The organism is Bradyrhizobium ivorense (assembly GCF_900696085.1).
GTDB classification, from domain to species: Bacteria; Pseudomonadota; Alphaproteobacteria; order Rhizobiales; family Xanthobacteraceae; genus Bradyrhizobium; species Bradyrhizobium ivorense.
This window is the reverse complement of the sequence record NZ_CAADFC020000016.1, coordinates 173,190-194,039: the sequence shown is the minus strand read 5'-3', so window position 1 is coordinate 194,039 and position 20,850 is coordinate 173,190. Positions and strand designations below refer to the sequence as shown.

24 protein-coding genes are annotated in these 20,850 nt (G+C 62.8%); 18 read left to right on the top strand and 6 right to left on the bottom strand.

The window, feature by feature from the left end:
• Positions 1-105 precede the first annotated feature (105 nt).
• Both CI41S_RS20780 and CI41S_RS20775 read left to right on the top strand, forming a co-directional pair.
• The gene (locus CI41S_RS20780; protein ID WP_139861368.1) at positions 106-1,128 is read left to right on the top strand and encodes an NADP-dependent oxidoreductase; all 1,023 of its coding nucleotides are present in this window, start codon (positions 106-108) and stop codon (positions 1,126-1,128) included.
• Positions 1,129-1,295: 167 nt separating this feature from the next.
• Positions 1,296-1,544 (top strand): hypothetical protein, encoded by a 249-nt coding sequence (locus tag CI41S_RS20775; RefSeq protein WP_139482938.1) that lies wholly within the window; start codon positions 1,296-1,298, stop codon positions 1,542-1,544.
• A 149-nt stretch (positions 1,545-1,693) separates the two neighbouring features.
• On the opposite strand, the gene CI41S_RS20770 is transcribed toward CI41S_RS20775, so the two are convergent.
• Positions 1,694-2,530 carry a metallophosphoesterase family protein gene (locus CI41S_RS20770; RefSeq protein ID WP_139861367.1) on the bottom strand — a complete coding sequence of 279 codons (837 nt, stop codon included), beginning with the start codon at positions 2,528-2,530 and terminating at the stop codon, positions 1,694-1,696.
• A gap of 359 nt (positions 2,531-2,889) precedes the next feature.
• Here CI41S_RS20770 and CI41S_RS20760 point away from each other — a divergent pair, with 359 nt between their 5' ends.
• A complete protein-coding gene (locus tag CI41S_RS20760; RefSeq protein ID WP_139861365.1) occupies positions 2,890-4,188 on the top strand; it encodes an RsmB/NOP family class I SAM-dependent RNA methyltransferase in 1,299 nt (432 codons plus the stop codon).
• A 112-nt stretch (positions 4,189-4,300) separates the two neighbouring features.
• On the opposite strand, the gene CI41S_RS20755 is transcribed toward CI41S_RS20760, so the two are convergent.
• Positions 4,301-5,545 (bottom strand): MFS transporter, encoded by a 1,245-nt coding sequence (locus tag CI41S_RS20755; protein WP_210242689.1) that lies wholly within the window; start codon positions 5,543-5,545, stop codon positions 4,301-4,303.
• 105 nt (positions 5,546-5,650) lie between these two features.
• Here CI41S_RS20755 and CI41S_RS20750 point away from each other — a divergent pair, with 105 nt between their 5' ends.
• Positions 5,651-6,103 (top strand): winged helix-turn-helix transcriptional regulator, encoded by a 453-nt coding sequence (locus CI41S_RS20750; protein WP_139861364.1) that lies wholly within the window; start codon positions 5,651-5,653, stop codon positions 6,101-6,103.
• A 172-nt stretch (positions 6,104-6,275) separates the two neighbouring features.
• Here the strand turns inward: CI41S_RS20750 and CI41S_RS20745 are convergent, their stop codons facing one another.
• Together CI41S_RS20745 and CI41S_RS20740 are read right to left on the bottom strand one after the other, a co-directional pair.
• Entirely contained in the window at positions 6,276-6,608 is a 333-nt protein-coding gene (locus CI41S_RS20745) for a DHCW motif cupin fold protein (RefSeq protein ID WP_139861363.1), read from the bottom strand.
• Positions 6,609-6,750: 142 nt separating this feature from the next.
• Entirely contained in the window at positions 6,751-7,122 is a 372-nt protein-coding gene (locus CI41S_RS20740) for a nuclear transport factor 2 family protein (protein WP_139861362.1), read from the bottom strand.
• Positions 7,123-7,260: 138 nt separating this feature from the next.
• Here CI41S_RS20740 and guaA point away from each other — a divergent pair, with 138 nt between their 5' ends.
• Together guaA and CI41S_RS20730 are read left to right on the top strand one after the other, a co-directional pair.
• Positions 7,261-8,856, top strand: coding sequence for a glutamine-hydrolyzing GMP synthase (gene guaA, locus CI41S_RS20735; protein WP_172628118.1), 1,596 nt, complete (start codon positions 7,261-7,263; stop codon positions 8,854-8,856).
• A 293-nt stretch (positions 8,857-9,149) separates the two neighbouring features.
• Positions 9,150-10,406: a tyrosine-type recombinase/integrase gene (locus CI41S_RS20730; RefSeq protein ID WP_139862081.1), complete on the top strand. Its 1,257-nt coding sequence runs from the start codon at positions 9,150-9,152 to the stop codon at positions 10,404-10,406.
• On the opposite strand, the gene CI41S_RS20725 is transcribed toward CI41S_RS20730, so the two are convergent.
• Together CI41S_RS20725 and CI41S_RS20720 are read right to left on the bottom strand one after the other, a co-directional pair.
• The gene (locus CI41S_RS20725; RefSeq protein ID WP_139861360.1) at positions 10,372-10,659 is read right to left on the bottom strand and encodes a helix-turn-helix transcriptional regulator; all 288 of its coding nucleotides are present in this window, start codon (positions 10,657-10,659) and stop codon (positions 10,372-10,374) included. The two genes, CI41S_RS20730 and CI41S_RS20725, sit on opposite strands and share 35 nt — an antisense overlap.
• Before the next feature lie 179 nt (positions 10,660-10,838).
• Positions 10,839-11,267 (bottom strand): nuclear transport factor 2 family protein, encoded by a 429-nt coding sequence (locus CI41S_RS20720; RefSeq protein WP_139861359.1) that lies wholly within the window; start codon positions 11,265-11,267, stop codon positions 10,839-10,841.
• A 263-nt stretch (positions 11,268-11,530) separates the two neighbouring features.
• On the opposite strand from CI41S_RS20720, the gene CI41S_RS20715 reads away from it, so the two are divergent.
• From CI41S_RS20715 to CI41S_RS20660, 12 genes are all read left to right on the top strand, one after another.
• Positions 11,531-12,412: a LysR family transcriptional regulator gene (locus tag CI41S_RS20715; protein ID WP_244626616.1), complete on the top strand. Its 882-nt coding sequence runs from the start codon at positions 11,531-11,533 to the stop codon at positions 12,410-12,412.
• A gap of 388 nt (positions 12,413-12,800) precedes the next feature.
• Positions 12,801-13,598, top strand: coding sequence for an NADPH-dependent F420 reductase (locus CI41S_RS20710; RefSeq protein ID WP_139861357.1), 798 nt, complete (start codon positions 12,801-12,803; stop codon positions 13,596-13,598).
• 97 nt (positions 13,599-13,695) lie between these two features.
• Entirely contained in the window at positions 13,696-14,106 is a 411-nt protein-coding gene (locus CI41S_RS20705; protein WP_139861356.1) for a nuclear transport factor 2 family protein, read from the top strand.
• A gap of 106 nt (positions 14,107-14,212) precedes the next feature.
• Positions 14,213-14,584 carry a DUF427 domain-containing protein gene (locus CI41S_RS20700; protein ID WP_139861355.1) on the top strand — a complete coding sequence of 124 codons (372 nt, stop codon included), beginning with the start codon at positions 14,213-14,215 and terminating at the stop codon, positions 14,582-14,584.
• Between the two features lie 144 nt (positions 14,585-14,728).
• Positions 14,729-15,640 (top strand): LysR family transcriptional regulator, encoded by a 912-nt coding sequence (locus CI41S_RS20695; protein ID WP_210242686.1) that lies wholly within the window; start codon positions 14,729-14,731, stop codon positions 15,638-15,640.
• A 187-nt stretch (positions 15,641-15,827) separates the two neighbouring features.
• Entirely contained in the window at positions 15,828-16,526 is a 699-nt protein-coding gene (locus tag CI41S_RS20690; protein WP_139861354.1) for an NADPH-dependent F420 reductase, read from the top strand.
• A gap of 60 nt (positions 16,527-16,586) precedes the next feature.
• On the top strand, positions 16,587-17,354 hold the full coding sequence (locus CI41S_RS20685) for an SDR family NAD(P)-dependent oxidoreductase (RefSeq protein WP_139861353.1): 768 nt from the start codon (positions 16,587-16,589) through the stop codon (positions 17,352-17,354).
• Between the two features lie 48 nt (positions 17,355-17,402).
• Complete coding sequence (locus tag CI41S_RS20680; RefSeq protein WP_139861352.1) at positions 17,403-17,864, top strand: nuclear transport factor 2 family protein; 462 nt, start codon at positions 17,403-17,405, stop codon at positions 17,862-17,864.
• 36 nt (positions 17,865-17,900) lie between these two features.
• Complete coding sequence (locus CI41S_RS20675) at positions 17,901-18,587, top strand: NADPH-dependent F420 reductase (RefSeq protein ID WP_139861351.1); 687 nt, start codon at positions 17,901-17,903, stop codon at positions 18,585-18,587.
• A gap of 8 nt (positions 18,588-18,595) precedes the next feature.
• Entirely contained in the window at positions 18,596-19,381 is a 786-nt protein-coding gene (locus CI41S_RS20670; protein ID WP_139861350.1) for an acetoin reductase, read from the top strand.
• Between the two features lie 93 nt (positions 19,382-19,474).
• Positions 19,475-20,281, top strand: a complete 807-nt coding sequence (locus CI41S_RS20665; protein ID WP_139861349.1) for an SDR family NAD(P)-dependent oxidoreductase — start codon at positions 19,475-19,477, stop codon at positions 20,279-20,281.
• 7 nt (positions 20,282-20,288) lie between these two features.
• The gene (locus tag CI41S_RS20660) at positions 20,289-20,849 is read left to right on the top strand and encodes a DUF2867 domain-containing protein (RefSeq protein ID WP_244626615.1); all 561 of its coding nucleotides are present in this window, start codon (positions 20,289-20,291) and stop codon (positions 20,847-20,849) included.
• Position 20,850: the final 1 nt, after the last annotated feature.

The following is a 20,850-nucleotide window of genomic DNA, read 5'->3' as shown; positions in this document are numbered from 1 at the left end:
AATTTCAAACGCTGCATCTGAACGAGCAAATCCATCTCCCTTGCAGGGAGCTGGATTGCATGACTACGTTTGCGCCACGTAACCAATCGTTTCGGAGGAAAAAGCATGTCCCAAGGAAAGCGCATCGTTCTCGCCTCACGCCCCCAGGGTGAGCCCACCGCGGCCAACTTCAGGCTCGAGGATTACACGCCGCCGACGCCGGGTGCGGGCGAGGTCCTGCTCCGCACCATCTGGCTGTCGCTCGATCCCTATATGCGCGGCCGCATGAACGATGGTCCGTCCTACGCCGCGCCGGTCCCCGTGGGGGGCGTCATGGAGGCGGGCACCGTCAGCGAGGTGATCGCCTCGAACAACCCGGGCTTTGCCAAGGGCGACATCGTGCTGTCGCGCGCGGGCTGGCAGACGCATGCGCTGTCCAACGGCCAGGGCCTCGCCAAGATCGATCCCAAAATCGCGCCGATCTCCACGGCCGTCGGGGTGCTCGGCATGCCCGGCATGACCGCCTATACCGGCCTGCTTGAGATCGGCAAGCCGAAGCCGGGCGAGACCGTGGTCGTTGCCGGCGCGTCCGGCGCGGTCGGATCGGCGGTTGGCCAGATCGCAAAGATCAAGGGCGCGCGTGCGGTCGGCATCGCGGGTGGCAAGGACAAATGCGACTATGTGAAGAATGAGCTCGGTTTCGATGCCTGCCTGGACCATCGCGATCCGGATTTGGCGGCCAAGCTGAAGGAGGCGTGCCCGAAGGGCATCGACGTCTATTTCGAGAATGTCGGTGGTCCCGTGTTCGAGGCGGTCTACCCGCAGCTCAACGCATTCGCGCGCGTGCCGGTGTGCGGCCTGATCGCGCATTACAACGACAGGGAGGCGAGGGCACCGAAATGGGCCTCGACCATCATGTTCGCGATCCTGACCAAGCGGCTGACCTTCCGCGGCTTCATCGTCAGCGATTTTGCCGCCATGCACGGCGACTTCCTGCGCGACATGTCGCAATGGGTTCGCGAGGGCAAGGTCAAGTACAAGGAGTTCGTGACCGAGGGGCTGGACAGCGCTCCGGAGGCCTTCATGGGTCTGCTCAAGGGTGCCAATTTCGGCAAGCAGCTAGTCCGGGTCGGGCCAGACAAGGCCTGAGCGTAGGGGCTTCGCGAGGCCCCCGAAAGGGGGCTTCAAGGTCCCATTCCGCGCAAAATCGTATCAAAAGCGCCACAATCGGCGGCATTTGGGGGCTTTTTAGCCCCCATTTGCTTGACCGGAACCCGCAGGAATTGAATCAATATGGCTATATTTCAGGTGTAGCCATGATTTTTGAGCTTGTTGTTTGCGGGGTTATCCTGCTCGCCGTCGGTTATTGGGCGGCGATGTTCGTCATGGGCCGGCGCGACGACGTGTTGCACGGAAAGTTCGTTGAGGAGCGGCCCGACATCGAGCGGGTGCGTGCGATGCCGCCAGCGCCTCCCGCGCGGCCGGCGGCGCCGCAGCCCGGCACGGAGTCGCTGCAGACGCTGCTCACCGTCATCAAGCGGGATCTGCACGACGCGGCGCGGTAGCTGAGGCCGCTCATGCTGTCCGAGCCGGCGTCTGCCGCTCCATCCCCGTCATTGCGAGCGCAGCGAAGCAATCCATTGATCCGCATGTGCGGACGGATGGATTGCTTCGCTTCGCTCGCAATGACGGGAATGCAAACCACCACGGCCGTTTAGGACTGCAGTTGGGCGATCAGCGTGTCGAGGTCGATGTCGGCCTGACCCTTGGCCTTGACGTGGCGCACTTCAAAACTGTCGGGCCGGAAGCGGTATTCGACCAGGCCGGTCTCCTTGATGCCGATCCGCTCCTGCCTTGCATCCGAGATGATGAAGCCGGCTGAGGGCGCCCAGATCTGCCGGACATGCGCAAACGTGTAGTCGCGGCGCTGATGCACATGGCCGCTGCCGACCAGGCGCAGATCGACCTTGCCGAACATCTCGATCAGCCGCCGCCGCGCCGGCTGCGGCACGAAGCGGATCGCGGTCTCCACACGCTCAGGATCCGCGGGCAGGTCAAGATAGAGCGGCTTATGCAGGAACAGCGCGACCGGCTTGCCGCCGACCTTGCCGAGCTGCTCGCCGAGCCAGTCGAACTGCTCGGCCTCGCGGTCGAGGCCGGTGTTCATGATCAGCGAGTTGAGGCCGATGAAGCACCAGCCGGCGGCGTCGAACTGCCAGCGGTCCTCGCCGATCACGGACGTGAACACGTTGCAGGTCTCGGTGGTGGGCAGCTGCGACGGCGCCGGGCCGACCGCGGTCGGGTTGTCGCCGATGTCGTGGTTGCCGGGCAAATAGCGGCGATCGACCGGCAGCGCGTCGTGCTGCTCTTTGGCGAAGACGAGATCGGCGCGGCTGGTCGGCCCGTCCCAGGAGACGTCGCCGGTGTTGAGCACGAGGTCGGGCCGCGTCGCGTCAATGTGCTCGGCGACGCGGTGGAAGTTGTCGGTGAGGATCTTGAGACGGCGGGCGAGGTGGGTGTCGGAGATCTGTGTCAGGCGAAATTCGGTCATGCGTCGATCCTTTCCGCCGGATCATAGGCCGGACGAGAAGTCGGAACGATGACGATTCCGCCGCGCGATTCGCTGCGTTGTTTGAGGTCTTGTTTGAAGTCCTGTTCGATCGCACCTACAGGGACTGAAACCGTCCTCATTCCTGTGAGTTGGCCAACCGAGCTTGGATCATGGTTCAATGAGCTCGCTAGGCAGTTGATTGCCAGGATCGGGTCTGACCGCTAGAGCGTTTTCCAGCGAAGTGGATACCGGTTCGCGTGAAGAAAACGCGTCAAAACAAGAATCTAGAGCTCCGTTCCGATTCCATCGGAACGGAAATAGCTCTAAGAGGCCCTCGTGCGCCCAACCGAAAGAGATCGATGACCCCTGCTGCCCGGCTCTCCGCCGCAATCGACCTGATCGCCACCATCGACGCCCAGCGGATTCCCGCCGCCAAGGCGCTGAAGGAATGGGGCACCGCGCACCGCTATGCCGGTTCCGGCGATCGCGCCGCGATCTCCGGCCTGATCTGGGACGTGCTGCGCCGGCAATCCTCCGCCGCCTACCTGATGGACGACGATAGCGCCCGTGCGCGCCTGCTCGGCATGCTCAAGCTCGAGCGCGGCATGGACCTCGCCACCATCGCCGCGCTGTGCGACGGCAGCCGGTTCGCGCCGGAGCCGCTCAGCACGGCCGAGGAGGCGGCGCTGACCTCGCGCTCGCTCGCCGACGCGCCGGCCGCCGTCGCCGGCGACTATCCGGAATGGCTCGATCCGTATCTGGCAAAAGTGTTCGGCGACGACCGCGCGGCGGAAGCGACCGCGATGGCGAGCCGCGCGCCGCTCGATTTGCGGGTTAACACGCTGCGGGGCAAGCGCGAGAAGGTGTTGCCGCGGCTGGCGCATCTCGGCGCCACCGAGACGCCGTGGTCGCCGCTCGGCCTGCGGATTGCGCTCGGCGCCGACGCGCGCAACCCTGGCATCAATGCCGAGGAGGATTTCATCAAGGGCGCGATCGAGGTGCAGGACGAGGGTTCGCAGCTCGCCGCGCTGTTCTCGGCGGCCAAGCCCGGCGAGCAGGTGATCGACCTTTGCGCCGGCGCCGGCGGCAAGACGCTGGCGATCGCAGCCATGATGGGCGGCAAGGGCCGGCTGATCGCCACCGACCACGACAAGCGCCAGCTCGCGCCGATCCATGAGCGGCTGTCGCGCGCTAGCGTGCACAATTGCGAGGTCCGCACGCCGCGCGGCGAGGCCGACGTGCTCTCCGACATCAAGGCTTCCGCCGACCTCGTGCTGATCGACGCGCCCTGCACCGGCACCGGCACCTGGCGCCGCAACCCCGACGCCAAATGGCGCATGCGCCCCGGCGCGCTCGAGGTGCGGCTCAAGGACCAGGCCGAGGTGCTGGCGCGCGCCGCGCCGCTGGTGAAGGCCGGCGGGCGGATCGCCTACATCACCTGCTCGGTGCTATCTGAGGAGAATGGCGAACAGGTGCGGGCGTTCGTGGCAAGACATCCGGAATTTTCGGTGCAGCCGCCGGAAGAGACCGCGAGCGTGGTGTGGGACAAGGCCGAGGCCTTTGCCGGCGCCGCGCTGCGGTCGGACGAAGGCTGGCTGATGACGCCACGCCGCACGGGCACGGATGGATTTTTCGTCTCCGTGCTGAAGAAGGGGTGACGCTTTCACCGCGTCGTTGCGAGCGCAGCTTCGTAGGGTGGGTTAGCGCAGCGTAACCCACCATCCATCTTTCTTGCGGTGAACGGTGGGTTACGCCTTCGGCTAACCCACCCTACGATCCCGCGGCCGAGCACACCGCCGGCGCCCGGCTCACCGTGATGATCCACACCAGCAGCGCCGCGGCGCTGATCGTAGCACCAAGTACGCAGACGCCGATCCATCCCGCCGCCGCATAGACCACCGTCGAGGCGATCGCGCCGAGCGCGCTGCCGATCGAATAGAACACCATGTAACCGCCGATCAGCCGGCTCGACGCTTCGGGCCGCGCGGCGACGATCAGGCTCTGGTTGGTGACATGCACGGCCTGCAGCGCGAAGTCGAGCATCAGCACGCCGGCGACCAGCAGCCACAGCGATTGATGCAGACAGGCGAGCGGCAGCCAGGCCGCGAGCATCAGCAGCAGCGACAGCCCGGTGGTGCGCTGTCCCCAGCCGCGGTCGGCGAGCCGGCCGGAATTGCGCGCCGCCAGCGCACCGGCGACGCCGGCGATCCCGAGCATGCCGATCGTGGTGTGCGAGAGCGCGAATGGCGGCGCCGACAGCGGCAGCACGATCGCGCTCCAGAACACGTTGAGATTGGCAAAGATCAATAGCGCAAACATCGCACGCTCGCGCAGGATCGGCTCCTCGACGAACAGCATGGCGGCCGAGCGCAGCAGGCGCAGATAGGATGACCCATGCATCGCCTGCGGCTGCCGGCGCGGCAGGACCCAGGCCAGCAGCGCCGCCACGGCCAGCATCAGCGCTGCCGATACCAGATAGACGGTGCGCCAGCCGCCGATATCGGCCAGCGCGCCCGACGCGAAGCGGGCGAGCAGGATGCCGGACACCACGCCGCTGGTCACCGTGCCGATGGTGCGGCCGCGTTCGGCCGGCGTCGCCAGCGTCGCGGCAAAGGCCACCAGCACCTGGACGACGACCGCCAGCAGCCCGACCAGCACCATGCCGGCCAGCAGCACCGCGGCATTTGACGCCGTGCCGACGACGACGAGCGCTGCCGCCGACAGCACGGTCTGGCCGACGATCAGGCGGCGGCGATCCCAGAGGTCGCCGAGCGGCACGATCAGCATCAGGCCGAGGGCATAGCCGATTTGCGTCAGCGTCACCACGATGCCGATCGCGGCCGGCGCGATGCCGAGATCCTGCGCCATCGCGTCGAGCAGCGGCTGCGCGAAATAGATGTTGGCGACGCTGAGCCCGCAGGCGATCGCAAACAGCAGCACGATCGCGGGCGAAAGCCGGCCGGCGGACGCCTCGCTGGTGGTGGCCTGTGCGGCCGCTACGTGCTGGCTCGTCATCATCATTCTCCGTCTGCCATATGGTCTTATCATGAGACCAGTTGCATCGCGCGCTGTCTAGTCCTATTTTAAGACCAGTTCGAAATCGTGAACGAGGAGGGCGCGATGCAGCGCACCGGTTTCGCTGGGGCCGACTGTCCGGTGGCGCGCGCGCTGGACGCGATCGGCGACTGGTGGTCGCTGCTGATCGTGCGCGACGCGTTCGACGGCCTGCGCCGGTTCGGCGACTTTCAGAAGAATCTCGGCATCGCCAAGGGCATGCTGACGGCGCGCTTGCGCAAGCTGGTGGAACTGGGCGTGCTCGAGCAGGTCGCCGCGTCAGACGGCAGCGCCTACCAGGAATATGTCCTGACGAAGAAGGGGCACGCGCTGTTCCCTGTCGTGGTCAGCCTGCGGCAATGGGGCGAAGCCAATCTGTTCGCGCGCGGCGAGCCGCATTCCGTGCTGGTCGACGCGCAGGGCGAGCGGGTCGGCCAGCTCGTGCTGCCGTCGAAGGCCGGACGGCCGCTGGCGTGGTCGGATACGAAGGTGAGGAAGGTCGCCGCGCGCAAGCGCTGACAATGTCTGACCGTCATCCTGAGGTGCGAGCCTCTTCGGCGAGCCTCGAAGGATGCACGGCCCCGCCCGTGGCCGATTCATCCTTCGAGGCTCGCAAGAGCTCGCACCTCCAGCGACAAACGCGGAGCGTTTACGCGGGGATGACGGATCGGATGCGAGGCCTCGGAAATACTCAATCCACGATGAACAGCTTCGCGCCCGTTGCCGTCGACGAGCGATGCGCGGCGTCGCCGAAATCGGAGACCTGGTAGCTCATACCCGGCTTCAGCGTGAACTTGCGGCCGTCGCGCAACTCGGTCTCGAGCTCGCCCTGCACCACGAACAGCACATGGCCGCGATCGCACCAGTGATCGGCGAGATAGCCCGGCGAATACTCGACCATCCGCACCCGCAGATCGCCGATATCGAGCGTGCGCCACAGCGCCTGTCCGGTGTCGCCAGGATGCTCCGTCGGCTCGATCCGGCTCCAGTCGGTGACGGTGAAGGGCAGGGTGGGGATTTTCATGCGAGGAGGTCCTGATGTTTTTTGTCCACCATACGGCCCATCCGCCGTCATTGCGAGCGAAGCGAAGCAATCCATCGCTCCACACTGGCGGCGAAAATGGATTGCTTCGCTCCGCTCGCAATGACGCGGAGAGATCGGCGCCTCACGCCACCAGATGGTTCGCCGAGCCCTGCACGATCTTGCCCGCCGCATCGAGCCGCAGATACTCGCAGATCTTCTTGCCGCGTTCGTTCTGATAGAACACGACCACGCTGTCCGGCGAGACGTAGAGGTCGATCAGCTCGAAATGCAGCTCCGGCAGCTTTGCCAGCGCGGTGCCCCAGTAGGCGCGCAGCTGGTCATTGCCGCGCACCGTGCCTGACGCCCCGAAGCCGAGCACAGGAATCCGGTCCGAGGTCATCTCGGCATCCTCGGCATAGAGCGTCAGCACCCGCTCGAGATCGCGCGCGTTCCAGGCCGCAATCCAGTCGCGGCCGAGCGCCGCCAGCAGCGCCGGTTCGTGGTGGTCTGGCATGGGTTTCCTCCGCTATTGCTCTTGACTAAATTAGGTCAATAATACTGACGTATATGGATTTGTCCATGCCCAAAGAAGCATGTGGGCGCAGAGCCGGGCGCGGTTGCGGGGGCGGGCGTAGCAGCGTATTTGCTTGCCATGACAGCCGCACCGAAAAACCTGGAGTCGACGCCCCCCGTGGCCTCGGCGCATGACAAGATTCTGATTGTCGATTTCGGCAGTCAGGTGACCCAACTGATCGCCCGCCGCGTCCGCGAGATGGGCGTCTATTCCGAGATCGTGCCGTTCCAGAAGGCGGAGGCCGCCTTCAACGAGATGAAGCCGAAGGCGGTGATCCTCTCCGGCGGCCCGGAATCGGTGCATGAGACCGGCTCGCCCCGCGCGCCGCAGCTGATCTTCGAATCCGGCGTTCCCGTTCTCGGCATCTGCTACGGCCAGATGACGCTGGCGGCACAGCTCGGCGGCGAGGTCGAGGGCGGGCACCATCGCGAATTCGGCCGCGCCGATGTCGAGGTGAAGACGAGCAGCGCGCTGTTCGACGGCGTCTGGGGCTTTGGCGAAAAGCACCAGGTGTGGATGAGCCACGGCGACCGCATCACAAAGATGCCGCCGGGCTTCACGGTGGCCGGCACCTCGCCGAACGCGCCGTTCGCAATCATCCAGGACGAAAAGCGCAAGTACTACGGCCTGATGTTCCATCCCGAGGTGGTCCACACGCCCGACGGCGCCAAGCTGATCCGCAACTTCGTGCGCAAGATCGCCGGCCTCACCGGCGACTGGACCATGCGCGCCTTCCGTGAGGAGGCGATCGAAAAAATCCGCGCCCAGGTCGGCAAGGGCAAGGTGATCTGCGGCCTCTCCGGCGGCGTCGATTCCGCGGTGGCCGCGGTGCTGATCCATGAAGCGATCGGCGACCAGCTCACCTGCGTGTTCGTCGATCACGGCCTGCTGCGGCTCGACGAGGCTAAGACCGTCGTCGACCTGTTCCGCAACCACTACAACATCCCGCTGGTCCATGTGGACGCGTCGAAGCAGTTCTTGGGCGAACTCGAAGGCGTCACCGATCCCGAGGTGAAGCGCAAGACGATCGGCCGGCTCTTCATCGACGTGTTCGAGGCTGAGGCCAAGAAGATCGGCGGCGCTGAGTTCTTGGCGCAGGGTACGCTCTATCCCGATGTGATCGAGAGCGTCTCCTTCACCGGCGGCCCGTCGGTGACCATCAAGTCGCACCACAATGTCGGCGGCCTGCCGGCACGCATGAACATGAAGCTGGTCGAGCCGTTGCGCGAATTGTTCAAGGACGAGGTGCGCGTGCTCGGCCGCGAGCTCGGCCTGCCCGAAGTGTTCGTCGGCCGTCACCCGTTCCCGGGCCCCGGCCTCGCCATCCGCTGCCCCGGCGACATCACGCGCGAAAAGCTCGACATCCTGCGCAACGCCGACGCCGTCTACATCGACCAGATCCGCAAGCACGGCCTCTACGACGACATCTGGCAGGCGTTTGCGGTGCTGCTGCCGGTGAAAACCGTCGGCGTGATGGGCGACGGCCGCACCTACGAATACGTCGTGGGCCTCCGCGCCGTCACCTCGACCGACGGCATGACCGCGGACTTCTACCAGTTCGACATGAAGTTTTTGGGCGAGACCGCCACGCGCATCATCAACGAGGTGAAGGGCGTGAACCGGGTGGTGTACGACGTGACGAGCAAGCCGCCGGGGACGATCGAGTGGGAATGATTTTTGCCCACCCGGCGGTATCCGAAACTACGCCACAATACGATGTAACACTCTGAAAAATAATAAATAATCGTTCTCCGCCTATCGAGAGCTATCGGTAGCCAGAGATCGGTGATGGCGGCCCACGTGACGGGCCTTCCCCATATTGATCAGCTCCAAAATCACGAGTACCGTCAGGACAGATGACGTCCTTGACGGTACTTTTTTCGTCATAACCAGATGAAAAGAAACATAAAATTCCGCCAAGGCACGCCGAAAACCACGTGACGGTACTTTTCGGAGGTGGCGCGGAAATGCTTACGGATGCTGCGATCAAGGCGCTGAAGCCGCAGAGCAAGATGTACAAAATGGCGGACCGGGACGGCATGTACGTTCGAGTCATGCCATCGGGAGCGATCTCGTTTCGCCTCGATTATCGCCTGAACGGGCGGCGCGAAACCGTCTACCTTGGGAAGTACGGTCGCGATGGGATCTCACTGGCCAGGGCCCGCGAACTCTGCATTGATGCAAGAAGGGCCGTCAGCGAAGGACGGTCGCCTGCGATCGAGAAGCAGCGCGAAAAGCGGCGGATCAAGGAAGCCAAGAGCTTCGGCGAGTTCGGCGAAAAGTGGCTCGTAAATGCACCGATGGCCGACAGCACTCGCGCTATGAGACGGTCTATCTTCGAAAGGGAGCTGCTGCCGGTATGGCGCAATCGGCTCCTCACGGAAATCACGCCAGACGACCTGCGCGCGCATTGCGGAAAGATCGTCGATCGCGGCGCGCCTGCTACCGCGATCCATGTACGCGACATCCTGAAGCAAATCTACGGGTTCGCGATCCTGCATGGCGAGAAGGTTGCAAACCCGGCCGACGACGTCGGACCGGCGTCGATCGCGACCTTTGCACCGAAGGATCGCTCGCTATCCCCCACCGAAATCCGGATCATGCTCAGGCAGCTCGAGAACGTCGCCACGCTGCCGACGATCCGGTTGGGGATGAAGCTCTATCTGCTCACTATGGTCCGCAAGAGCGAACTGCAGGACGCGGTCTGGGACGAGGTGGATTTCGAGAACGCCGTTTGGACGATTCCGAAGGAGCGCATGAAGCGATCGAAGGCGCACAACGTATATCTCTCGCGCCAAACCCTCGACATCATGATCGCGCTCAAGACCTGCGCCGGCAACTCGCGATACCTGCTGCCGTCCAGGTATGATGCTGACGCACCGATGTCGCGCGCGACATTCAATCGCGTGACCTATGCGGTTGTCGAACAGGCGAAGAAGGAGGGGTTGCCGCTGGAGCCGTTTACCGTCCATGATCTCCGACGCACAGGCTCGACCCTGCTCAACGAGCTGGGCTTCAATAGCGATTGGATTGAGAAGTGCTTGGCGCACGAGGACGGACGTTCGTCGCGTGGCGTCTATAACAAAGCTGAGTACGAGGTGCAGCGCCGCCATATGATGCAGGAATGGTCGGACATCATCGATGCGTGGGTGGATGGACGTAAGCACACACCCGTGCTGTTGCCGCCGGCTATGCCTCTGATGGAGCTTGATCCCGCCCTTTGACCGGCCGCGTCTTCCTCTTTGCAACGTCCGGGTGCTGAGCGCGTCGAATCGGCACCGCGCGGCGCGCGAGCAGCCAAGCCTCAACTTCAGCTAAGTCCCAGACGATACATCTGGGCGACAGTGCAAAGCGGCGGGGAAATTCACCACGCTGCTCCATTTCGTAGATGGTGCTGTCTGCGAGGGGGATCATCTCGCGCAGCTGATGGCGCCGTATAGTCCGACGTAGTGCATCGCCGGGATTTGCTTTGGCCATTGTTTGCCTCCTGTTGCTCGGGTAGTCCGAGATAGAAAGCAATAGGCCCTGTAACATGAAAGACCCGCCAGCGCTGTGTGCGGGAATATCGCATCATAGCGTGCAAATAGGACGGCCACTCAGGCGACGGGGCGTTATCGCCCATCGTTTCTGAAACTTCTTTTCAATCAGGATGGGATTCAGTCGGCGCGGCGTGCGTCGGCAACAGCAGCGGTGTTTTCGTAAAACTGGCCGCAGGCAATCCTTCCATCACGCATCTCAAATCGGGCGAGGAAATCGCTGTCGGCGATCCTCGCTGTTTCGCGGTGCCGTAAGCGAAAATGACCCTCGACGAAGACCTGGTTGCCGGCATCGGTATATCGCGTGGTCTCATGCGCAAGCAGCTCGTACTCGGAGAACAGCAGCGTGGTTAAGCGTTGATACCCTTCACGGCCCCTATGCTCGTAGCCTGCCCAGGGGATAGCGGCGCGCAGTTCGTCGTTGCACGCGCAGGAGACCACAAACCGGAAATCCGGATGCACGTAGTCGCAAAAAGCGTCATCCAGATCGCCGCAGTGTTGCGCGCTGAAGAAGCCCTTCGCGGCGACGATGTTTGGCGTGTCGGGCATGGTGTTAGCGCCTTTGTCTCATCGCAGATCGTCCGGTGGTCAGGCGTCCGGCTTGGCTGCAACGGCCATGACGATGCCGATAAAGGGCGCTGCCGAACGCCTCGCTGCGTATCTTCGTCATCCCCTCGATGCACATCCTCAGGCCCGTTCGAGTCTGCGGCTTGCTTACCGCCGTTGACCAGAATGACAGTTGTTTGCACATTGATAATTCAGTCGAAAAATGACAGACTGTTGTAATGGCGACAACAATAGATTTCTTGGAGATGCAGGCCTTTATCGCCGTGGTGACTGAAGGGTCTTTCACCGCCGCAGCGGAACGCCTGGAAACGGATAAGGCGCGCGTGAGCCGCATAGTGCGGCGAATGGAAGAGAAGCTCGGCGCGCGGCTTTTGAATCGGTCGACCCGGCATCTCAGCGTGACGGAAGTGGGGCGCGATTATTTCGAACGCGCCTCGTCGATCTTGGCGGCTGCTGAAGCCGCCGAAGCCGCAGTGGCTCAACGGACCCAAGAACCGAAGGGCCGCCTGAAAGTTACGGCTGGGGCTGAATTTGGAACGATGCGGGTCGATGGCTGGATTGCTGCATTCTTGCGCAAGTGGCCGAAGATCAGCGTCGAAACGGAATACACAAACCGGCTCGTCGATATCATTCATGAAGGTGTCGATGTGGCGATCCGCATCGGTCCGTTGCAAGATTCGGAGCTCTCGGCTCGCAGATTGGGAGAGTTGACCTACGGGTTGTATGCCTCTCCAGAATATCTGCGGAGCGCAGTTTCTATCCGCAACGTCGATGATCTGAAGCGACACGACCTCATCATGCATGCACCCCGCGGTCGTCCGGGATGGACGTTGGTGAATGGTGAGAGGACGGAGAAGGTGTGGCACGCACCGCGTTGCGCCGTCGATAACACGATAGCCGCCAGGAACCTGGCGCTGTCGGGCTTGGGGATCGTGCAGCTTCCGAGATACATGGCCGAGCCGCATGTGGCCGAAGGCGCCCTCACCAGAGTCTTGCCGGGTTGGGCGCGCATTCCCGTGCCGGTCCACGCCGTCTTTGCCTCGACTCGCTATATGGACCCGAGGGTGCGGGGTTTTGTCGACCTCTGCCGTGATGGCTTCGGGAGTGATGTCGAAGGCGTAAGTTGAGGTGTCCCGCTGCTCCACCGTCGTTGGGCTTTAACGGGGTGAAAGCTGCTCTAACGATCCGGACCTGACCGCGATCGCCGGTCGTGGCAGCGTTCAGCAAAGGCGAGCTGAGTATGCCGGTTTGATGCCTTCGATCCGATTGCCTTGCTAGGTCGTCGACAAAATTCGGGCACGCAAATAGCCAATGGGCGTCGTCAGGCTCGAAGTTGTATTGTCGGTTAGAGGGACAACAGTGTGTTGCCCTCGGCCCGACTGTTAACTCCCCTATCAAATTCATAGATTCGCTCGTGTCGCTTGCTGTGGCGCTCGCCGTCGAAGGGCGCGCAAGACAGTGCGGGCGCATGAATCCCGTCGGCGGCTATCGCCCCAATGAAGAAAGACATCTTAAATGACACAAACAATCGGAATCATCGGCTCGGGCCTCGTCGGCAAGGCAGTCGCGCGCCTCGCGATCGCAGCTGGCTACAAGGTGGTGATCAGCAACTCCCGCGGCGCAGACAGCATTAAGGACCTGATTGAAGAGCTTGGTCCGCTGGCGAGCGCCGGCACCACCGAAGAGGCCATCGCGGCGGGTGACATCGTCACGCTTTCGATCCCGATCGCAGCCTCCGAGCAACTGCCTGCCGACAAGTTCGCGGGCAAGGTCGTGCTCGACCAAACGAACTACTATCCGGCATTCGGCAACAATGACGTCCTCGACAAGGCTGAGGTGACCTCCAGTGAACTGATCCAGCGGCGCTTGCCGGGAGCGAAGGTCGTCAAGGGCTTTCATAACCTCAGCTGGCTCCACATGAAGGCCAACGCGACGCCGAAGGGTTCGGCGAACCGCACGACACTGCCGATCGCGGGCGACGACGTCGGAGCGAAGCAGGCGGTGACCGAGTTCTTCGACAAGATCGGCTTCGATACCATCGACGCGGGCTCGCTCGCGGATAGTTGGCGCATCGAACCGAGCACGCCGATCTACTTCTGGGCCTACGCTCCGAAAGTAGACCTGCAGGCGACCGGCCCGGAAGCCGAGCGCGCCTACACGCAGCCTGGTACGCCCGTGTCGCGCGAAGTTGCTCAGCGCCTGATTGACGAGGCAAAGCGCCCGTCGCCGATCGGCGGCACGTTCGAGGGTATGCCGCAGGTCCACGTCGACCTCTTCATGGCCCAGGCCAGCGCCGCGACCACAGCGAAGTAACCCCCCGCCGGACGCCGCCACCCCAAAAGGCGTCCGGCATGGTTACGGCGGCCCTGCGAAGCTCGCCGGGCCGCCCGTATATTCAGGAGCCGCAGCGATGCCGAGCGAAGACCATCTCACCCCATTCCTTGAAGCGATGCACGAGGGCGACATTGCGCGCGCGAGCGAGCATCTGTCGGAAACCGTCGAGCTCAACAGCCCAATCCTTCCCACGCCGTTCAAGGGACGAGCCAGCGTCGTCGCCGTCCTCACCGAACTGCTCTCCACGATCGACGCCTTCGAACCGCGGATGATGATGCGCGACGGTGCCGATGTCATTGCCGTCCTCACGATCCGGTTCGAGGACCATGTGATCGACGCTTTCGACCATGTTCGCTTGGGTGAGGACGGCCGCATCGGGACCATGACTATCGCATGGCGCCCGCTGCCCGCCGTCGTCGCGGTCCAGCAGCGGCTCGTCCCGAAGCTCGGTGGAAAGGCGATGCGTCTCGTTCCAATCGACCAGTAGCCACACCAAATCAGGTCCACAGAAAGCGGCCGGGCGGACGCCTCGCCACGCACGGTTAGCGCGGCGCGAGACTTGTGCGCGGCGGGCGAACAGGAAGGAACACGATATGCAAGGTGGAAGAATACCAGGTCCGGACCATCCGATCACCATCGCTCCGGCGGGGGAGAGGGTCGTCGTCAAGCTCGATGATGCCGTCCTCGCCGACAGCCGCAACGCCCTCGTCCTGAAGGAGGCGAGCCTCAAGCCGGTCTACTACATCCCGCGCGCTGACGTGGCGATGAGCGAACTCAGCCCCAGCGACACCAGCACCCACTGCCCTTACAAGGGCGACGCCAGCTATTTCAGCGCGCGAAGTGGCGCCGTCAGGGATGTCGCCTGGTCTTACGAGGACCCTTTCGACCACATGCTGATCATCAAGGGATACCTCGCGTTCTACCCGGACCGCGTCGATGCAATCGAAGCAACGCCTCGCGGTTGAGGGCTGAATCATCGACCCAGCAAATCAGCCGGATTCTGTCGTTGTTCCCACGACAACAGTACTTCCATATTCGTCCCATTAATGTCGGAGGTATAGGGTTCGCGCTGATTGATAGTTCGAGCGGCGCGTGACAGAAAGTTGTCTATGACATCAACAATCGGCTTTTCCGAAATGCAGGTCTTCGTCGCAGTGGTGATGGAGGAGTCCTTCACCGCTGCGGCCGATCGCCTCGAAACTGACAAGGCTCGGGTGAGCCGCATCGTGCAGCGGATCGAGGAAAAGCTCGGCGCTAGGCTGCTGAACAGGTCGACCCGTCGGCTCAGCGTTACGGAAGTCGGACGGGACTATTTTGAGCGCGCGTCTTCGATCCTCGCCGCCGCAGAGGCGGCCCAAGCCGCGGTCGCCCAGCAGAGCCAGGAGCCCAAGGGCCGTCTTAAGATCACAGCGACACCAGAGTTCGGCACAACGCGGGTCGACAATTGGATCGCCGCCTATTTGTCCAAGTGGCCGAAGGTCACGGTGGAAGCGGTATACTCAATTCGGTTCGTCGATATCATTCATGAGGGGATCGATGTCGCGATCCGCATCGGCACCTTGCAAGATTCTGATCTGTCGGCCCGCAAGCTTGGAGAGATAACCTACGGTCTCTATGCCGCGCCTGGATATCTGAAGGAAGCTCCGGCGCTCCGGACCGTCGACGATTTGAAGCGCCAGGACCTGATTATGAAAACGTCCAGCGGCCGCGCAAGCTGGACCCTTGTGAATGGCCAAGCAACAGAGAAGGTTTCGCAGGCTCCACGCTGCGCGCTCGATAACATCGTTGCCGCCAAGAACCTGACCGTCTCCGGCTTGGGGGTGGCCCAGCTTCCGCGGTTCATGGCTGAACCATATGTGGCGGAGGGAAGCTTGGTGAGGGTTTTGCCCGGTTGGGCAAGCATACCGATGCCGGTTCACGCTGTTTTTGCCTCCACGCGCTACATGGATCCGAAGGTACGTGGCTTCGTTGATCTTTGCCGTGATGCTTTCGGGGATGGTAGTGACGCCAACCTACAGTGAGGGCTCGCTGAAGCTCGGAATTGCGCGCAAGGCCATCCCGGTGACTGAGCGCCGGTTCAACATTGTTGCTCGCACGAACAACAGACTGAGGTTCGTCGGGCATCTAATCTATTCCTGAGCGATATCCTACCTTCCAACCGAACCGCTCCGAGAGGAAGCGCGAACGTTGAAGTGAATAGGATATCTAATGAAGATCGGAATTTTGAGCGCCGGGAATATCGGCAGTCGTTTGGCCCGCGCCTGGGCAGCCGCAGGTCATGAACTCGTCATCGCCAAGGATGGTGAGGACCGGAAGATCGAACCACTGCTTACGGAACTGGGCGATAAGGCTCGGCTCGGCACGATCCGCGAGGCGGCGGAGTTCGGTGAAGTCGTACTTTTCTCGATTTACTGGCCACGGGTCGAGGCGATCGTGAGCCAGGTCGGCGACGCGCTCGACGGCAAGGTCGTGATCGAGACCATGAACCCGCTCGGCGTTACCGCCGATTTCGTGCACTTCCACGATCTGGAGTTCATGCGCGACAGCTCGACTTCGGAAGACCTGCAGCGGCGCTTGCCGAAGGCGCGCATCGTCAAGGGCTTCAACCTGATAGCGGCTCCGTCGCTTGAAGCGGCGGCATGGGCTGCGGCGCCTGTGCAGGCCAACGTCTTCTACGCAACCGACGACAGTGCCGCTGGCGACGTAACGCGGGGCCTCATTGCCGACGCGGGCTTCAAGCCCGTCAACGCCGGCAATCTCAAGGGCGCCCGGCAGCTCGAACAGGTCGGCGTGCTTCTGCATCACGTCGCAGACAATGAATATGGCGGCGACGCTGACCTGATCCGCTTGGCGCTCGCGGTCGTCGAAGCCAATCCGGGCCCGATCACGCGCGAACGGATCGCGTGAACCCGCGCGCCAGCTCGTCAAATCACTGAAATCGCATTTCGGCTAACGAAGGAAAATTCTATGTCGCAGTCTCTCAATGGAAAAACTGCTCTCGTGACGGGAGGGTCGCGGGGCATCGGTCGCGCTATCGCAGAGCGTCTCGCCGCCGACGGCGCGACCGTCGCACTGACTTACAACTCCAGCAAGACCGGTGCCGAGGAGGCCGTCGCCGAAATCGAAAAAGCCGGTGGCAGCGCCTTCGCGCTGAAAGCTGAATTGCTGGACGCGGGCTCGATTGGGCCGTTGTTCGAGGCGCTTGATGCCGAACTCGAAAGCCGCAACGGCAGCAGAACGCTAGACATCGTCGTGAACAATGCCGGCGGCAGCGGTTTCGGCGGTCTCGACAATGCGACGCCCGAAAGCTTCGACGCCATGTTCAACGTCTTCGTCCGTGCGCCCTTTTTCGTCGTTCAGGCCGCACTCAGCCGCCTGAGCGATGGCGGACGCGTGATCAACGTGTCTTCCGGTTTTGCCACACGGCCCTCGCCGATGGCGTCGATGTACTCGATGGCCAAGGGAAGTATCAACGTCTTCACGCATTCGCTCGCCATCGAACTGGGTTCCCGTGGCATCACGGCCAACGCCGTCGCGCCGGGCTGGACGCGGACCGACATGAATGCCGCCGTCCGTGACAATGCCGATATCGTCAAGGCGATCGAGGCTGACACCGCGCTCGGACGTTTTGGCGAGCCGTCGGAAATCGCCAATGTCGTGGCCTTCCTGGCCTCGGATGAAGGCCGTTGGGTGACCGGCCAGGTCATCGAAGCGAGCGGTGGTTACAAGCTCTAATCCAACGGTTGAGATCGGCTTCTTCAACAATCCAACACGGTGTGTTCAATGACAAAGACAGGAACTGACCTCACCCTCGAAATCTACGAGGCGTTCGCGAACAACGAGCTTGATCGTTGGGACGCGGTCATCCGCCCTGATGTCAAGCTGAACAGTCCGGCGGGTAGAGACATAGTCGGGATCGATGCGCTCAAGGCGTTCGGTGCAGCGTTTCACTCGGCCTTTCGGCCGCGCGTTGACTTAATCGAGCACTTCGTCGCCGGCGATAGAGCCCTGGTGACGGTCAATTTGCATTGGAAACACGACGGCGAGCCATTCTACGGAATCGCCCCAACGGGCGAGAGTGGGACATCCGTCGAGTGTTTCCTGCTCCGACTGGAAAATGGCCAGGTCACACACTGGGACACGGCCGACGCGTCTCTCGACCTCGCCATCTATCTGCACAATCAGGGCTTCGATCTGCCCAGAGCGGTTACCCCGCCAGCGATCGTGGAAGCCACGCAACGCTGACCAGCACCAAGTCAACCAGCTAAAAAGGGTCCATTCATGGACATTGGAATCATAGGAAGTGGAGAAATTGGCGGCTCTCTGGCCCGCCGGCTCTCGAAGTTAGGCCACCAAGTTTCCATCGCCAATTCGCGCGGTCCTGCCTCGCTTGCAGATCTCGCCGCCGAGACCGGCGCCAAGGCGGTGACCGTCCATGAGGCCGCGCGCAGCGGCGAGATCGTCTTCGTAGCGATCCCGGCATGGCGGATCGCCGACCTGCCGAAGGATCTCTTCGACGGTGTCGATGCCGATGTCGCCGTCGTGGAGACGGGGAACTACTATCCCCAGGAGCGGGATGGGCGGATCGACCCGATCGAAGAGGGTGCGGCTGAAAGCCGTTGGGTCGCGGATCAACTCGGACGGCCGGTGCTCAAGGCCATCAACAACCTGCACTGGCGCGGCCTCCTCGATGGCGGCAAGCCTGCGGGCACGCCGGGCCGCATCGCACTGCCGGTCGCTGGCGATAGCGAGGCCCACAAAGCGCGGGTCATCCGACTGTTCGACGAACTCGGATACGACGGTATCGATGCCGGCCCGCTCGACGAGTCCTGGCGCCAGCAGCCGGGAACCCCGGTCTATGCTGCCAATCTGGATGCGGAAGGCGTCCGCAGGGCGCTGGCCGCGGCGAGTCCGGAGCGCAAGCCGGAATTCCGCGCATTCCCCAACAGCAGCATCGGCAAGCCGTAGGAGGACCTATGGTCACGCAGCCAAAAGGACGGGTCGTCCTCGTAACAGGAGCGAGCCAGGGCATCGGCCGAGCGATCGCGTTGCGCCTTGCTAGAGACGGCGCGAACGTCGGACTGGTCGATCTGAAAGGGGACAAGCTCGCTGGCGTAGAAAAAGAGGTCGAGGCCTTCGGCGCGAAGGCCTTGTCAGTGGTCGCCGACGTCAGCCGACGCGATGAGGTATTTGGGGCGGTACAGCAGGTCGAGAAGGGACTTGGTGGCTTCGACGCGATCGTCAACAATGCGGGTATCGCGCAGGTGAAGCCGCTTGCCGACGTCCTTCCCGAAGACCTGGAGCGCATCTTTCGGGTCAACGTCGATAGCGTCGTGTGGGGCATTCAAGCCGCTGCGACCACGTTCAAGGCGCGGGGCACGAAGGGCAAGATCATCAATGCATCGTCTGCCGCGGGCCATGAAGGCTTCCCGATGGTTGGCGTCTACTCCGCAACGAAGTTCGCTGTTCGCGCTCTGACGCAGGCTGCGGCCAAGGAATATGCGAGTGCCGGGATCACGGTAAACGCATATTGCCCCGGCATCGTCGGGACCGACATGTGGGTCGAGATCGACGAGCGCTTTTCGCAGCTCACCGGCGCGCCGAAAGGCGAAACCTACAAGAAGTATGTCGAGGGTATCGCGCTCGGCCGCGCCCAGACGCCGGAAGATGTCGCGGCTCTTGTCGCGTTCCTCTGTAGCGACGACGCCGACTACATCACCGGTCAGGCGATCCTGACCGATGGCGGGCTCGTCTATCGCTAGGCCCGACTTCCCTTAACACCCCTACGCGGCAGGCCAGGAGCCACATGAAGGGCTCCACGAAAGAGGTGCTGCGTCCCTTCGAAGGAGGCAGGAATGGACACGCAACTCAATGGTCGTACCGCTCTGGTGACCGGAGCGAGCCAAGGCATCGGTGAGGCGATCGCCCGGGCACTGCACGCCGAGGGCGCCAAGGTGGCGCTTCTGGCCCGCAGCGAAGCGAAACTCGCGGCGATCACCGACGCCCTTGGCGAGCGAGCGCTGGCGGTCGGCGCTGACGTCACCAATGAAGAGAGCCTGGCGCAAGCGCTTGCAACAATCGAAGCGAAACTTGGGCCGGTCGACATCCTCGTGAACAATGCGGGTGGCCTTCGGTCGTCGACGGGCGAGCTGTTCCGGCCTTTTGAGGACATCCCCGATGCGGATTGGTTAGAGACCTGGGAGTTCAACGTCCTTTCCGTGGTGCGTGTCACCCGGGCGTTGGCGCCGGCGATGGCGGAACGCGGATGGGGACGGATCATCAACATCTCGTCGGAGAGCGGCATCCAGCCCGACGCGGTCGCCCTCGAATATGCCTCGGCCAAGAGCGCGCTGAACATCCTCACCAAGGGCATCTCGAAGACCTACGCGAGCCGCGGCGTGGTCGCGAACGTGGTGTCGCCCGCCTATGTCGATACTCCCATTCTACGGGATTTGCTGGCGCAGCAGGAAGGGGCAGAGAAACTCTTGCCTGACGAACTGGCCGCTCATTTTCAGCCGGCCCTTCGGCCCAATATCGCGGTCGGCCGCCCCGGTAATCCAGAGGACGTCGCTGCTGCGGTCGTATTCCTGGCGTCAGAGCGGGCGAGCTTCATCACCGGGACAAATCTTCGGGTTGATGGCGGCTCGGTGATGGCGATCTAGCGGCGCCATGGCGGGTAGTCTGTGCAACGCGGTCGGCGGCGTGAGGTCGGTGGCGCCGCCCGCTCAAAGCAGCATAGCGGGCTGGTACCGCGGAGCCGACCTGGTCGATTCTTTTGCCACGACCTTCGGTGCTGGAATCTCGCGTGACCCGGAAGCTGTAGCGCACGCGATCCTCGGCCGTCCGGCCTGGTGGGTCCGCGGGCTCCTCGCGACACGCGATATGACCGTAGCTCGCTTTGGCTTGAAAACGACGGGTGAACTTCAACGCAACGCGCCCGACAGGAAGTCCATCAGCTTTTTCCCAATTCTTGCACGATCGGAGAGCGAACTGGTGCTTGGTGTGGATGATCGACACCTTGATTTCAGGGCGTCGATACTGCTGGGAGCGCTGAATGACGAGGACGCTTTTGAAGTCGTCGTAACGACCGTCGTTCATTGTCACAATACTTTTGGGCGCGCTTATTTGGCCCTGATCAAGCCTTTTCACATCCTTGTTGTCCGATCGTATTTAAGCCGCGCTGTTCAAGCGAGAGATGGAGAAGTGCAGAGCAGTTCCACCTCCCCATAGG

Bases quoted from the DNA above. Each gene is read 5' to 3' on its own strand.
- CI41S_RS20680 (WP_139861352.1), top strand. From the start codon at position 17,403: ATGACAAAGACAGGAACTGACCTCACCCTCGAAATCTACGAGGCGTTC.
- CI41S_RS20660 (WP_244626615.1), top strand. From the start codon at position 20,289: ATGGCGGGTAGTCTGTGCAACGCGGTCGGCGGCGTGAGGTCGGTGGCG.
- CI41S_RS20665 (WP_139861349.1), top strand. From the start codon at position 19,475: ATGGACACGCAACTCAATGGTCGTACCGCTCTGGTGACCGGAGCGAGC.
- CI41S_RS20670 (WP_139861350.1), top strand. From the start codon at position 18,596: ATGGTCACGCAGCCAAAAGGACGGGTCGTCCTCGTAACAGGAGCGAGC.
- CI41S_RS20770 (WP_139861367.1), bottom strand. From the start codon at position 2,530: ATGACCGAATTTCGCCTGACACAGATCTCCGACACCCACCTCGCCCGC.
- CI41S_RS20675 (WP_139861351.1), top strand. From the start codon at position 17,901: ATGGACATTGGAATCATAGGAAGTGGAGAAATTGGCGGCTCTCTGGCC.
- CI41S_RS20700 (WP_139861355.1), top strand. From the start codon at position 14,213: ATGCAAGGTGGAAGAATACCAGGTCCGGACCATCCGATCACCATCGCT.
- CI41S_RS20745 (WP_139861363.1), bottom strand. From the start codon at position 6,608: ATGAAAATCCCCACCCTGCCCTTCACCGTCACCGACTGGAGCCGGATC.
- CI41S_RS20695 (WP_210242686.1), top strand. From the start codon at position 14,729: ATGACATCAACAATCGGCTTTTCCGAAATGCAGGTCTTCGTCGCAGTG.
- CI41S_RS20725 (WP_139861360.1), bottom strand. From the start codon at position 10,659: ATGGCCAAAGCAAATCCCGGCGATGCACTACGTCGGACTATACGGCGC.
- CI41S_RS20710 (WP_139861357.1), top strand. From the start codon at position 12,801: ATGACACAAACAATCGGAATCATCGGCTCGGGCCTCGTCGGCAAGGCA.
- CI41S_RS20780 (WP_139861368.1), top strand. From the start codon at position 106: ATGTCCCAAGGAAAGCGCATCGTTCTCGCCTCACGCCCCCAGGGTGAG.
- CI41S_RS20685 (WP_139861353.1), top strand. From the start codon at position 16,587: ATGTCGCAGTCTCTCAATGGAAAAACTGCTCTCGTGACGGGAGGGTCG.
- CI41S_RS20775 (WP_139482938.1), top strand. From the start codon at position 1,296: ATGATTTTTGAGCTTGTTGTTTGCGGGGTTATCCTGCTCGCCGTCGGT.
- CI41S_RS20730 (WP_139862081.1), top strand. From the start codon at position 9,150: ATGCTTACGGATGCTGCGATCAAGGCGCTGAAGCCGCAGAGCAAGATG.
- CI41S_RS20715 (WP_244626616.1), top strand. From the start codon at position 11,531: ATGCAGGCCTTTATCGCCGTGGTGACTGAAGGGTCTTTCACCGCCGCA.
- CI41S_RS20740 (WP_139861362.1), bottom strand. From the start codon at position 7,122: ATGCCAGACCACCACGAACCGGCGCTGCTGGCGGCGCTCGGCCGCGAC.
- CI41S_RS20750 (WP_139861364.1), top strand. From the start codon at position 5,651: ATGCAGCGCACCGGTTTCGCTGGGGCCGACTGTCCGGTGGCGCGCGCG.
- CI41S_RS20690 (WP_139861354.1), top strand. From the start codon at position 15,828: ATGAAGATCGGAATTTTGAGCGCCGGGAATATCGGCAGTCGTTTGGCC.
- CI41S_RS20755 (WP_210242689.1), bottom strand. From the start codon at position 5,545: ATGACGAGCCAGCACGTAGCGGCCGCACAGGCCACCACCAGCGAGGCG.
- CI41S_RS20760 (WP_139861365.1), top strand. From the start codon at position 2,890: ATGACCCCTGCTGCCCGGCTCTCCGCCGCAATCGACCTGATCGCCACC.
- CI41S_RS20720 (WP_139861359.1), bottom strand. From the start codon at position 11,267: ATGCCCGACACGCCAAACATCGTCGCCGCGAAGGGCTTCTTCAGCGCG.
- CI41S_RS20705 (WP_139861356.1), top strand. From the start codon at position 13,696: ATGCCGAGCGAAGACCATCTCACCCCATTCCTTGAAGCGATGCACGAG.
- guaA (WP_172628118.1), top strand. From the start codon at position 7,261: ATGACAGCCGCACCGAAAAACCTGGAGTCGACGCCCCCCGTGGCCTCG.